The following is a 12,566-nucleotide window of genomic DNA, read 5'->3' on the forward strand; positions in this document are numbered from 1 at the left end:
CGCTTCGCCTGCCCCCCGGAAGCGAGCCTGTTGACGCTGGTCCCGCGCGGATCCGGGGCCTCCGACCCCCGCAAACCAGCCCCGCGTAAAGCCGCGAAACCCGTCCGCTAGACTTACTCTCGACCCGCTAAGCAGTACCTCGGGGTGTGGCGCAGCTTGGTAGCGTGCCTCGTTCGGGTCGAGGAGGTCGTGGGTTCAAATCCCGCCACCCCGACGTATGAAGGCCGGGTAGTCACGAGATCGCGACTACCCGGCCTTCATTATTTCCGCCGCCTGCCGCGGTTCGCCAGGTGACTGTCTGCGACCTTTCGCGACAGATCCGGGCTCTCCTATGCAGAGCTGGTGGTCGTCGCAGGGCTCCCAGCGCGTATCCCGGATGCGAGGCTCATCCATGATCGCCTGCTCCCCGCGCGGATCGAGTTCGCGGTACTCATTGGAAAAGTAGTTGCGATCTTGTCCCCTGCGTTCACCGCTACCACTACGAAATCGATAATCTCCTCGCCGGGCATCCGGGCGGCAAGGACGGTAATCCTGATTCTCGGACTGGCCTTGCTCGCTCTGAGAATCACTGCTTTTTGCGGTCTTTTCTTTGTTCTCGCGTTAAGCCGCGGCGGTCAAGGCGGGGTCAATGCGGACGCGGCGTTCACCTTTTTCGCGGCGCACTAGCAAGTCGCGGTCAGCTCTTGCCAACACTGCTGGAAGTCGCCGACGGCGGCGGTTCTTGCCCAGGACCAGGCGGAACGAGCCGCGGAGGTCACTTGGTCGCGGTCGTTCGCGCGGGATTCCGACAAGGCGACGGCCAGCCGAGATTCCATGTAGGCGGCCAGTGCCCGGTAAGACAGATCTTCCCGGAAGCGAGCGCGCTCGACGATGTCCGTGAATCCGGCAGCGGCGACGTAGGCGGCAATAGCGCGACCCGCGAACGGGTCGCCGCCCGCACGGCGGCGCACCAGGTAGTAGCCGCGCAGGGCGGCGTCCACGTTTGCTGTCCTGGGACGGATTTTCGCCCGGCTCCAGTCCGGCGCGGCCAACGCCAGCCGGCCGCCAGGGCGCAGGATGCGGCGGATTTCGGCCAGAGCCGCGTGCGGGTCGGACAGGTGCTCGAAGAGCGAGTGCGAAAACACTACGTCGATCGTTGAAGTGGCAAAGGGAAGCGCATAGACGGCTCCGGCCACGTAAGCCGCCATGGACGGCGAAGCGGGTGCCGGAGGACAGACGTCGACGCAGACCACTCGAGCGGCCGGAACCAGGGAGCTGAGGATCGAGCCTTGGCCGCAGCCCAGGTCCAGGACTCGGGAGCCTGGGGTGAAGAGTGATCGGGCGAACGCGGCGCGGTCACTCGCTGTGCGCGTGTTCATCATCGACAGCGCGTCTTGGGCGTAGCCCGGCGCGTAACCCTCCAGCACCCCGCACAGAGTACGGGTGAGAGGTGGCAGGATCGAGGGGTGAGCACGCAGTCAGGCAACCAAAATCCGCCCGCGGTGGTCCCGGACCGCCTGTTCGACGACGCCGAAGCCGAAAAGCGCTGGCTGGCGCGGTTCCACGCGCCGCGCATCTCGGTGCCCGAGTGGGCCCGCGACGCGCCCGACGCCAACGTGTACGTCTCCAACGCCAGTGGCGTGTGGGAGGTTTACGCGTGGGACCGGGCCACCGACAGTCACCGGCGCGTCACCAATCGACCCAACGGCACCTTGCACGCGACTCCCGCGCCCGACGGGACGGCCATCTGGTGGTTCGACGACACCGACGGCGACGAATTCGGGTCCTGGCGCAGCCAGCCGTTCGACGCCGACAGCTCGGCGGCCGTCAAAGCACTGCCCGACATTCACGACGGATACCCGGCCGGGCTGGAGATCGGCCAGCGAGTAATCGCGGCCGGTGTCTCGACCGATGACGGCAGCGAACTGTTCGCGAAAATCGACGGCGTCACCTCGCGGTTTTATCAGCACGCGGACGACGCTGGGATCGCGTCGATGTCGCGCGATGAAAGTCTGCTCGCTATTTCCCATTCCGAGCACGGGGATTCCCGGCATCCGGCGTTGCGGGTGCTGTCCACCGACGGGTTCGCCACCGTCGCCGAGAAGTGGGACGGCGAAGGAAAAGGCTTGCAGGCGCTGGAGTTCTCGCCGCTTCCGGGCGACCAGCGCGTGCTAGTCCTGCACGAACGCCGCGGCCGCGAAGAACTGCTGGTGTGGGACGTGCAGGCGGACACCGAAACCGAACTGCTGATTGATTTGCCCGGCGAGGTCGTCGCGGACTGGTATCCGGACGCCCGCGCCTTGCTCGTCGTGCACTTCCACGAGGCACGCAGTTCGCTGTACCGCTACGACCTCGACACCGGCGAACTGTCCGCTGTGGACACTCCGGCCGGACGCATCGGCGGCGCGGGAGTGCGACCGGACGGGACCATCGAGTACTCGTGGTCCAGCGCCGCGGAACCCGCCGCGGTCCGTGCTCGCGCGGCCGACGGCACCGACTCCGTACTGCTGACGCCGCCGGGCGAGCGCGCGCCGGGTTCGTCGCCGGTCACCGATGCGTTCGTCGAGGGTGTCGGCGGCCGGATCCACGCACTGATTTCCCGCCCGGCGGACGCCCCCGACGGCCCACTGCCGACAGTGTTTTCGCTGCACGGCGGCCCGGACGCGGCCGACGAGGACCGGTTCTCCGCCTACCGCGCGACCTGGCTGGACGCCGGATTCGCCGTGGTCGAGGTGAACTACCGCGGCTCCACCGGCTACGGCTCAGCGTGGCGCGATGCCATCGAAGGCCGCCCCGGGCTGACGGAATTGGAAGACGTCGCGGCGGTCCACGACTGGGCTGTCGAAAGTGGACTGTCCGATAAGGACAAGTGCGTGGTGAACGGCGCTTCGTGGGGCGGATACCTGTCCCTGCTGGCACTGGGCACCCAGCCGACGCGGTGGGCAGCGGGCGTCGCGGGCGTGCCGGTGGCCGATTATGTGGCCGCTTACGAGGACGAGATGGAACAGCTGCGCTCGTTCGACCGCGCCCTGTTCGGCGGTGCGCCGGAGGACGTGCCGGCGGTGTACCGCGAATGCTCGCCGCTGACGTACGTGGACGCGGTTGCCGCCCCGGTCCTGATCCTGGCGGGCGACAACGACCCGCGCTGCCCGATCCGGCAGATCGAGAACTACCTGGACCGCCTCGCCAAGCGCGACGCCCCTCACGAGTTTTACCGGTACGACGCGGGGCACGGTTCGCTGGTGATCGCCGAGACGATCAAGCAGACGTCCATTGAGGTGTACTTCGCCTTGCGGGCACTGGGAATGCGCTGAGGGTTCGGGCCGTCCAGGTTCTCCTGGGCGGCCCGGCTCACAGCCCGCGCTTAGCGCCCTTCAACTGCTCCACCGCGGCATCGTCTCCCTCGTAAGAGACCTGCACCGCATCCCGCCCGAAGACGAACAGCAGCAGTTCCACCGGCTCCCCCACCACAGTCACCACCGGAGTTCCGGACTTCACCGACGCCGACTGGCCACCAGGAGTCCGCAGCACCACCCCGACCGGTGACTTGCGCAGGTTCAGCTTCGCCGTCCGCGTAGCCAGCCGCCAGGCCGCACCGTCCCGCGAGGGGTCAGCCGGGCGCGGGGTCCAATCCGGTTGCGCCCGGCGGACATCCTCGTGGTGCACCAGGAACTCCGCGCTGTTCGTCGCCTCGTCCACCGGACCGATCGACGTCGGCCAGAAGCGGGACGGGCCGCGGCGCACCTGGCCGACCAGGTCGTCCCACGGGCGCGCCGCGACGCCGTCCTGCACCTTCTGCGTGTGACCCGCGAGCGCGGGCACGACGATTCCCGGCATCGCGTCCGGCCGGTGTTCTCGTACGACCAGGTGCGCGGCCAGGTCCCGCGTCTGCCAGCCCTCGCACAGGGTCGGGGCGTCCGGGCCGAGCTGCTCGAAGAGGTCGCTCAGCGCTTGGCGTTCATCTTTGGCGAGGCCCATGACACCCACGTTACCTATCAGTAGCCCTCAATGGTGGAATCCAGTCGACGTGGCTGGGTCGTGCTGCGGCGACGGCTGGCGGTTCAGCTCCGGCAGTATCCGCCTCAGATCAGCGAGCAGCAGATCGGCCAAGTCGTGCGTAAAGCCGTTGCGGACGACGACGCGCAGCACCGCCAGGTCGGTGCGGTTGTCCGGGAACGTGTACGCGGGCACGAGCCAGCCGCGTTCGCGGAGGCGGCGGGAAACGTCGAAGACGTCGAACGAGGTGATGTCCGAGCGAGTGGTGAACGCGAACACCGGCAATTGGTCGCCGCGGGTGAGCAGTTCGAAGGGCTCCAGCTTGGAGATCTCGTCCGCCAGATACATCGCCACGTCACGCGAAGCTTGTTGTACCGCACGGAAACCTTCGCGACCCAGCCGGACGAACGTGTAGTACTGCGCGGCGACTTCCGAGCCGGGGCGGGAGAAGTTGAGCGCGAAGGTCGGCATGTCGCCGCCGAGATAATTGACGTTGAACACCAGTTCCTCGGACAGCGCGGCCTTGTCGCGCCATACGACCCAGCCAACGCCGGGATAGACGAGGCCGTATTTGTGCCCGGAGGTGTTGATCGACGCGACGCGCGGCAGCCGGAAGTCCCATTCCAGGTCCTCGTCGAGGAACGGGGCGATCATCGCGCCGGACGCGCCGTCGACGTGCACCGGGATGTCCCACCCGGTCCGCTCCTGCAGCGCGTCGAGTGCGGCCGCGACCTCGGCGACCGGCTCGTAGCTGCCGTCGAAGGTCGAGCCGAGGATCGCGACGACGCCGATGGTGTTCTCGTCGCAGAGTTTCACCGCTTCTTCGGCGGAAAGGTGGTACCGGTCGCCCTCCATCGGCACCAGGCGCGGCTCGACTTCCCAGTACTCGCAGAACTTTTCCCAGCACACCTGGACGTTGATGCCCATCACCAGGTTCGGTTTTCCCGTCCGGCCCAGCTTCGACCAGCGCCGCTTCAACGCCATCCCGGCGAGCATGCAGGCCTCGGACGACCCGGTCGTCGAACAGCCCATGATGTCGGTGGGATCGGGTGCGTGCCACAGATCGGCGAGGATGTTGACGCAGCGCCGCTCGAGTTCGGCGGTCTGCGGATACTCGTCCTTGTCGATCATGTTCTTGTCGACGCATTCGGCCATCAGCTCGCGCGCCTGCGGCTCCATCCACGTCGTGACGAACGTGGCGAGGTTGAGCCGTGCGTTGCCGTCGAGCATCAGCTCGTCGCGCACCAGCTGCAGTGCCGTGTCCGGTGGCAGCGAATCGTCCCGAAGCCGGTCGCGCGGCATCGTGAAGTCCGCTGCGAGCGCCGGATTGCTCCCGGCGTACAACGGATTCGTGCCGGTCTTCCGGTCTGCCCGATCTTGTTTCCCCTGATGCAGCACCATGTCTGCGAACCTACTGCCGGGCGCGCGCGACGACCACCGGATAGCCGAAAAGCCGTCCGCGACAAGGCGGACGGCTTTTCTCCGGCGAAGCGGGTCAGGCCTGCTGCGCCTGCCACATCCAGTGCGCCTCTTCCAGCGCGCGGGTGATCTCGATGAGCAGATCCTGCGTCACGAGGTCGCTCTTGTCGGTCTCGTCGATGCGCTTGCGGAGCCGCTCGATCAGCGCCGCGAGGGTGTCGACGATCGCGGCGATGGTCGAGTCGACGGACTGCCAGTTGTCCGGGTACTCCGGCGCACCGGAGGTCGCTACGACGGTTTTCGCCTTGCCGTTGGGCGAAACCCCGATCGCGGCGGCACGCTCGGCCACCTCGTCGACGTACTGCCGCGCGGTCGACACCAGCTCGTCGAGCTGCAGGTGCGCGCTGCGGAAGTTCTGGCCCACTACGTTCCAGTGCGCCTGCTTCGCGATGAGGGAGAGGTCGATCAGATCGGTCAGCGTCGCCTGCAGCGCGTTGCCGGTGATCTCCTTGTCCGCGTCGGAAAGCGGGCTTTTGATGGGGGAAGTGGTCATCTCGAGTGTCCCTCCTCGGTCTCAGTTCAGCCGGTGCCTAATCAGACGGTGGTGGTCAGCTCCACCTCGATGTTGCCGCGGGTCGCATTGGAGTACGGGCAGACCTGGTGCGCCTGCTCGACCAACTGGTCGGCGTCGGCCTTCGCCAGGCCCGGCAGCGACACGTCAAGGCGCACACCGAGCTGGAACCCGACGTCCTTCTTGAAGACGCTGACCGAACCGGTCACGGTCGCCGCCGGCAGCGCGACCTTCGCCTGCCGCGCCACGGCTTGCAACGCACTCAGGAAACACGCGGAATACCCCGCGGCGAACAGCTGCTCCGGGTTGGTTTTGTCCCCGCCGGGACCGCCCATTTCCTTGGGGATCGTCAGCGACTCGTCAATCACGCCGTCCGAGGACGTCACGTCGCCGTTGCGGCCTTCTCCTCGCGCGGTCGCGACGGCGGTGTAGATCGGCTCGGCCATGCGTGTTACCTCCCTCATTGGGACGCCTCCGGAGTCAGCGTCTCAGTGAGTTCAACGCTCCGCATCCGCGGAACAGTGCCCCGGCATGGCAGTCATCACCCCAGGAATAGCCGGGAGGAGAGGAGGCGAAACCTCAGCGCGCGCGAAGCAGCGCGTGCTCCGCGACCTGCTCCCCGATGAGCCGCAACGTGCGGACGCTCTTCTCGTCGGACGCGCCGCCGCCCTCGTCGAACTTCGTCTCGGCGGAGTTGATCGAACCACCCAACGGAGTGGACCAGCCGCGCAAAGCGTGCGTGATCGTGCGGAGCTGTTCGAGCGTGGTGACCGCGGCCTGCCAGCCGTACGCGACAGCGGCGAGACCGACCGCCCGGCCGTCGAGGTAGGGGCGAGTGTCTTCGCGGAGGTCCTCGACGTAGTCCAGGGCGTTCTTGACCAGCCCGGACAGCCCGCCGTGGTAGCCGGGCGAGACGACGATGAGCCCGTCCGCATGGCGGATGCCCTCGATGAGCTTCCGGGCGCGTTCGTTCCGCTCCAGTGTGGCCGTGTCGTAGAACGGCAGGACCAGTTCGGGTCCGGGAATCAGCTCGGTCACGACGCCGCGTTCTTCGGCGGCGGCGAGCGCGATGCGCAACGCGCGCTCGGATTGCGAGCCCTCGCGCAGCGAGCCGCCGATACCCAGCACCTTGACCGTTTTCGCCGAAGTCACAGGTCGAGGCTAACCCCTCCACCTAAGTAGAGGACCAGGATCTGAGACGGAGGCTTGGGTCACACACCGACTGGACCAACGTACCTACTGGCAAGTAACGTCGGCTCATCCGGCGTTCGAGGAGGAACGATGGCCATTCCGCTGCAGATCCGCGTCCAGGCTGCCGCCGCGCAGTTGTTGTTCTGGCTGCCCCGGCCGGTGCGCAGGCTGGTCGCCGGGGCGCCGTTGCGGCTGGACGGGCAGGAACTCGCCCTCGACGCCCAGTTGCTACTGCGACTGCAGAAGCTCTCCGGTGCTTCGCTGGTCAACGGCTCGGTCGAGCGGTCGCGCGCACTGCTGGAAGCGAGCCAGCACCTGGTGAACGGCAAGCAGATCAACCCTGTCGCGACGCGCGATGTCGCCATCCCGTCCGGTGACGCGTCCCTCGACGCCACCCTCTACACCCCTGCCGGACTGCCGGAACCGTCGCCGCTGCTGGTGTTCTTCCACGGCGGCGGCTGGGTCATCGGCAGCCGGGCCACGCACGACAACGCCGTGCGCTACCTCGCGAAGCACGCCGGGGTCCGCGTGCTGTCGGTCGAGTACCGGCTCGCGCCGGAAAGCCCGTTCCCCGGGCCGGTGGACGACGCGCTGGCCGCGTTCGACTACGCGCACGCCAAGGCGGCTGACCTCGGCGCGGACCCGGACCGGATCGCGGTGGGCGGCGACAGCGCGGGCGGAAACCTGTCCGCCGTCGTCGCGCTGGAGGCGACTCGGCGCGGCGGCCCGGCACCCGCGTTCCAGCTGTTGATCTATCCCGCGGTCGACTTCACCACGCGGCGTCGGTCCCGCGAACTGTTCGGCGAAGACCTCTTCCTCACCGACCAGGCGATGGTGTGGTTCGAGGGGCATTACGCGCCCGAGGGCGTCGACAAGGCCGATCCGCGGATGTCGCCGCTGCTCGCGACTGACCACAGTGGACTCCCGCCCGCCTACATCGTGACCGCGGGCTTCGACCCGCTGCGCGACGAAGGCGAGGCGTATGCGGAAAAACTGCGTGCCGCGGGGGTTCCGGTGGCGCTCAGCCGCCAGGCCGACTTGATCCACGGATTCCTCAACTTCGCCGGAGTCGGGACGCGGTTCCGGGAGGCGATCGCCGAGATGGCCGGTGCGCTGCGGGTGGGACTCGCGAAGCGCTCGTGAGTGCCTATGCCGGTTAGAACCGGCATCGCCACTCACGAGCCTGGACATGGAACGGAGCCTGGCGCGGCGAACCGCACCAGGCTCCGGGCCTTTCCCCTCCTGTTCAGGCCGCTTAGGTGCCCGGAACTGGCACCGGTGCGGGCAGCGGCGGCGTCGGCACTGGCACCGGCAGCGGCGGCACCGGGACCCCGCCGAGCAGACCGGCCAGCAGGCCGGTGACCGCGCCGAGCAGGGTCTTGACCAGGTCGCTTACCGCCTTCAGCGGTCCGGGAAGGTCCGGAAGCGGCGGGATCGGCAACGGCGGCAGTTGCCTCGGCGTCGCTGTCGGGTCGCCGAGGAGCCGGTTGGACTCGTCCGCGCGGGTCTTCGCCGCCGACGAGAGCTGCTGGGTTTCGGATTGGACCTGGTAGCGCTTGCCCGCCGCGATGTCGGCGAGCACCGGGCTGAGCTTGCCCAGGTCCGCCCTCGTCTTCGCGACATCGCCCGCGTACGCCACCTTGGTGAGGTCGTCCCGCATCTGCAGTACCTGCGCGGCGACGGCTTGAGTGGCCGAGGAGCCCTTGCCGCCCGCCGGGCTCGCGGAGGCCATCCCCGAAGTGCCGACGGCCAGCAGACTGCCCGCGGCGACCACAGCGATGATCCGCCCGATCTTGCCTTTCATTCTTTACCTCCCTGGCCTTTGGGACCTGCCGGGTAAATCGATACCCGCCGTGTCGGCCCAACACCAGCCGATCACCGGATAGGGAGTTTTTCTAACCCTTACGTGCCGAATCCAATAATCGGGAACCGGCCCGCAATTGATTAACGTGGACGGCTTGCGCGTCCCCCGACGATCACGGACCGCGGATCTGAATCTGACTCATAGTAGCCGGATTACCCGAATGGCGGCGCTGCTCACTCACACGGGCGCAGTTCGTGATCGATTACCTTCGTCACTCCGTCGGGAGGCGTGATCTCGCTCGTCCGACCGTGGTGGGTCCCCCACGCACGCACCGCGGCCCGCATTCGGGTCAGCTCCCCCTTTCCCGGGGATCGCCGCCGCTTCGACCGGAGAACTCCGAGGTCGGCGCAGAAATATGAAAAATTGTTCGCGAATGGGCGACAGGAATGCTTTTTCGCGTCGCCGATGAAGTTATCACCCAGGTCGCGCACGCATTTTCCGGCCCCGCCGAACGCCTGCGCGACGCCCGGCCGGGGGGCGAGACGGCCGCCGGGCGGGTGTGACGAAAAGAAGTTGCACGCTCGTACCAACTCTTGCTCTCATGGGGTACGTGCCTTTTCAGCCGTATCGCCGCGTCCTGAGCGTCCCCGGAGTCCGCCCGTCGATGGCGCTGATGTTCTTCGCACGCGTGCCCATGACGATGACCGGCGTGACGCTGACGCTGTACGTCGTCAGCGGCCTCGGCCGGGGCTACGGCGCGGCGGGCGTCGTCGGCGCGGCCGTCACGCTGGGCATGGCGCTCGGCGCGCCGGTGATCGGGCGCACCATCGATCGGTATGGCCTGCGTCCGGTGGTCGCGGTGTGCGGGCTGTCGTCCACCGCGTTCTGGTTCGCGGCGCCGCATCTCTCTTACGGAGCGCTGGTGGTGTGCGCGCTGCCGGCTGGCGTGCTGTCGGTCCCCGCGGGTTCGCTGGCGCGACAAATCCTGGCCGCACTCGTGCCCGCTGCCCAGCGGCGCGCGGCGTACTCGCTGGACACGATCCTGGTCGAAGCGTCGTTCATGATCGGTCCGGCGGCCGGGATCGCGGCGATCTCGTCGCTGTCGGCGACGCTGACGCTGAGCGGCATCGGCACCATCTTCGGCGGCACGGCGTTGTTGATCTTCCTGCTCAACCCGCCGATCCGGAACGAGGACGAACTCGCCCCGACCGGCACCGCGCGTCCGCCGCTGCGGTCCTGGCTGACCGGACGGCTGCTGGCGACCCTGCTGATCGCCGCCGGGACGCTGTTCTGCCTGGTCGGCACGGAGGTCGCGACGCTGGCCGCGCTGCGCTCCCACGACGACGTCGGCTGGACCGGCCTGGTCATCGCGGTGATGTGCGCGGCGTCGATGATCGGCGGCATCGTGCACGGCGCGGTGCGGAAGTCGCTGCCGCAGGGGCTACTGATGCTGCTGCTCGCGCTGCTGGTGATCCCGGTCGGGCTGGTGACGCAGCCGTGGTGGCTGCTGATGCTTCTGCTGATCCCGACGAACCTGGTCTGCGCCCCGACGCTCGCGGCCACCACGGAGGCGGTCAGCGAACTCGCGCCGCCCGCGGTCCGCGGCGAGGCGATGGGCCTGCAGGACGCGTCGACCCGGCTGGGCCTGGCCGCAGGGAGCCCGGTGGTCGGGTTCGCGATCGACCATTCGAGCCCGGCGTGGGGCTTCGCGGCGGCCGGGCTCGGCGGGCTGGCGCTGGCGGCGCTCGGGTTGGTGTGGTCACTGCGCCGGAGCACGGCGCGGACGCCTTCGCTGGCAGCCGCGGTTCGCGCGCGTCGCTGAACTGGGCTGGGCTGGCGGCTTGGGCTCGGCTCCCGCAAAAGTCCGTGAGGGGAACCCTGAGGGAATCAGAGTCCGTCAGGGTTCCCCTCACGGACAGCGGGGTGCCAAGGGTCAGGTGCAGGCTTTGCGCAGCCCGTCGAGCTTCTCCAGGTTTCGCTTGGTCCACCGGGCGATCACCCCGGCGTCCTCGAGGTGTTCCTTCTGCACCTGGACGTACGAGTCGGCCATGCCGAGCAGGGCCTTCTTGACGTCCTCCTCCTTGACGTCGGCCGCCAGCTCGCGCAGCCGCCGTTCCTTGTCCTGGGCGCGGGCTTTAAGCTTTTCGCCGTCCACCAACGGATTCAGGTCGGCCAGCCCCAGCGCCTCACTGCACGCGGAGACCTTGTCCGCCGTGGAATTGGCCTGATTGACCGCCGAATCGACCTGGTCGCATCCGGCCAGCAGCGTTCCGGCCGCCGCCAAAGCGACAGCCACCCCCCAGTTCTTCATGCACTTCAGGGTAGCGGGTCCCGCGGGCGGACCAATGCGATTCGCCCGCGGGAACTCCTCACCCCTTCACGCACACGACCTGCTTGAGGTGGGCGACCACCTCGACCAGGTCGGTCTGTGCCTTGATCACCGTCTCGATGTCTTTGTACGCGGACGGGATCTCGTCGACGACCCCGGTGTCCTTGCGGCATTCGACGCCCGCGGTCTGCGCGGCGAGGTCGGCGGCGGTGAAGGTCTTGCGAGCCTTCGTCCGCGACATCCGCCGTCCGGCGCCGTGGGACGCGGATTCGAACGACGCGGTGTTGCCGAGCCCGCGCACGATGTACGAGCCGGTTCCCATGCTGCCCGGGATGATCCCGAGATCACCGGAGCCGGCCCGGATCGCGCCCTTGCGGGTGACGAGCAGGTCGACGCCGTCGTAGGTTTCCTCGGCGACATAGTTGTGGTGGCACGAAGTCGCGTCGTCGAACGTCGTACCCGGGATGACCTCCGCGACCGCCAGCTTCACCAGCGCGATCATCGTCGCCCGGTTCCGCGCCGCGTAGTCCTGCGCCCAGAACAGGTCTCGCCGGTACGCCTGCATTTCCGGCGTGTCCGCGACGAACACCGACAGGTCGGGATCCGGCAGATCCCGGTTGTGCGGCAGCTTCCGCGCGATCGCCATGTGCCGCTCAGCGAGTTCCTTGCCGATGTTCCGCGAACCCGAATGCAGCATCAGCCACACGCGGCCCTCGTCGGCTCCGCCCTGTTCGAGGCAGACCTCGATGAAGTGGTTGCCGCCGCCGAGGCTGCCGATCTGCCGTGCCGCCCGGTCATGCAGGTCCTGAACGCCTTCGTGCAGGTCGCCGAACGACTTCCAGAACGTGTCCCAGCCGCCGACGCCGTGCACCTTCGCGGTGTTGACCGGCGTCTTGTGCAGCCCGAACCCGACCGGCACCGCCGACTCGATCCGCTTGCGCAGCTTGCCGAGGTCGTCCGGCAGGTCGCTCGCGGTGAGCGACGTCCGCACCGCGCTCATCCCGCAGCCGATGTCGACCCCGACCGCGGCCGGCGAGACGGCGTCGCGCATGGCGATGACACTGCCCACCGTCGCGCCCTTGCCGTAGTGGACGTCGGGCATCACCGCGACGCCGTGCACCCAGGGCAGGTTGGCGACGTTGCGCAGCTGACGCATCGCTTGGTCTTCGACCGACGCGGGATCTGCCCACATCCGGATCGGAACCCGCTCGCCGTCCACTGCCGTGTACATGACTTTCCTTTCCCAGAACGAAGTTTGCCCGCTCAGCATCCGGCAC

At 68.1% G+C, this 12,566-nt stretch carries 12 protein-coding genes, 1 tRNA gene and 1 pseudogene; 5 read left to right on the top strand and 9 right to left on the bottom strand.

The genetic code is table 11. From position 1 onward, the window contains the following. Positions 1–111, top strand: a pseudogene (locus D0D37_RS47995) (metallophosphoesterase); the annotation flags it as partial. A gap of 29 nt (positions 112–140) precedes the next feature. Further along, positions 141–214, top strand: a tRNA-Pro gene (locus D0D37_RS18640). Positions 215–662: 448 nt separating this feature from the next. Here the strand turns inward: D0D37_RS18640 and D0D37_RS18650 are convergent. After that, the gene (locus tag D0D37_RS18650) at positions 663–1,406 is read right to left on the bottom strand and encodes a methyltransferase domain-containing protein (RefSeq protein ID WP_116201835.1); all 744 of its coding nucleotides are present in this window, start codon (positions 1,404–1,406) and stop codon (positions 663–665) included. A 39-nt stretch (positions 1,407–1,445) separates the two neighbouring features. Here D0D37_RS18650 and D0D37_RS18655 point away from each other — a divergent pair, with 39 nt between their 5' ends. Further along, positions 1,446–3,293 carry a S9 family peptidase gene (locus D0D37_RS18655; protein WP_116201836.1) on the top strand — a complete coding sequence of 616 codons (1,848 nt, stop codon included), beginning with the start codon at positions 1,446–1,448 and terminating at the stop codon, positions 3,291–3,293. A gap of 37 nt (positions 3,294–3,330) precedes the next feature. Here D0D37_RS18655 and D0D37_RS18660 read toward each other — a convergent pair whose 3' ends face one another. From D0D37_RS18660 to D0D37_RS18680, 5 genes are all read right to left on the bottom strand, one after another. After that, positions 3,331–3,957, bottom strand: coding sequence for a TIGR03085 family metal-binding protein (locus D0D37_RS18660; protein ID WP_116201837.1), 627 nt, complete (start codon positions 3,955–3,957; stop codon positions 3,331–3,333). Positions 3,958–3,984: 27 nt separating this feature from the next. Beyond that, a complete protein-coding gene (gad, locus tag D0D37_RS18665; RefSeq protein WP_116201838.1) occupies positions 3,985–5,376 on the bottom strand; it encodes a glutamate decarboxylase in 1,392 nt (463 codons plus the stop codon). A gap of 94 nt (positions 5,377–5,470) precedes the next feature. Continuing rightward, positions 5,471–5,947, bottom strand: a complete 477-nt coding sequence (locus tag D0D37_RS18670) for a Dps family protein (RefSeq protein WP_116201839.1) — start codon at positions 5,945–5,947, stop codon at positions 5,471–5,473. Between the two features lie 41 nt (positions 5,948–5,988). Next, the gene (locus tag D0D37_RS18675; RefSeq protein ID WP_116201840.1) at positions 5,989–6,411 is read right to left on the bottom strand and encodes an organic hydroperoxide resistance protein; all 423 of its coding nucleotides are present in this window, start codon (positions 6,409–6,411) and stop codon (positions 5,989–5,991) included. A 133-nt stretch (positions 6,412–6,544) separates the two neighbouring features. Next, on the bottom strand, positions 6,545–7,117 hold the full coding sequence (locus tag D0D37_RS18680) for an NADPH-dependent FMN reductase (protein ID WP_208720028.1): 573 nt from the start codon (positions 7,115–7,117) through the stop codon (positions 6,545–6,547). 129 nt (positions 7,118–7,246) lie between these two features. On the opposite strand from D0D37_RS18680, the gene D0D37_RS18685 reads away from it, so the two are divergent. Beyond that, entirely contained in the window at positions 7,247–8,299 is a 1,053-nt protein-coding gene (locus D0D37_RS18685) for an alpha/beta hydrolase (RefSeq protein WP_116201841.1), read from the top strand. Positions 8,300–8,411: 112 nt separating this feature from the next. Here D0D37_RS18685 and D0D37_RS18690 read toward each other — a convergent pair whose 3' ends face one another. Next, positions 8,412–8,960: a hypothetical protein gene (locus D0D37_RS18690; protein ID WP_116201842.1), complete on the bottom strand. Its 549-nt coding sequence runs from the start codon at positions 8,958–8,960 to the stop codon at positions 8,412–8,414. Positions 8,961–9,624: 664 nt separating this feature from the next. On the opposite strand from D0D37_RS18690, the gene D0D37_RS18695 reads away from it, so the two are divergent. After that, positions 9,625–10,782 (top strand): MFS transporter, encoded by a 1,158-nt coding sequence (locus D0D37_RS18695; RefSeq protein ID WP_167493546.1) that lies wholly within the window; start codon positions 9,625–9,627, stop codon positions 10,780–10,782. Positions 10,783–10,893: 111 nt separating this feature from the next. Here D0D37_RS18695 and D0D37_RS18700 read toward each other — a convergent pair whose 3' ends face one another. Then, positions 10,894–11,271: a hypothetical protein gene (locus D0D37_RS18700; protein WP_116201843.1), complete on the bottom strand. Its 378-nt coding sequence runs from the start codon at positions 11,269–11,271 to the stop codon at positions 10,894–10,896. A gap of 58 nt (positions 11,272–11,329) precedes the next feature. After that, on the bottom strand, positions 11,330–12,520 hold the full coding sequence (locus D0D37_RS18705) for an RtcB family protein (RefSeq protein ID WP_116201844.1): 1,191 nt from the start codon (positions 12,518–12,520) through the stop codon (positions 11,330–11,332). Between the last annotated feature and the right edge of the window lie 46 nt (positions 12,521–12,566).

Origin of the sequence: Amycolatopsis circi (assembly GCF_003385235.1) — a bacterium.
GTDB classification, from domain to species: Bacteria; Actinomycetota; Actinomycetes; order Mycobacteriales; family Pseudonocardiaceae; genus Amycolatopsis; species Amycolatopsis circi.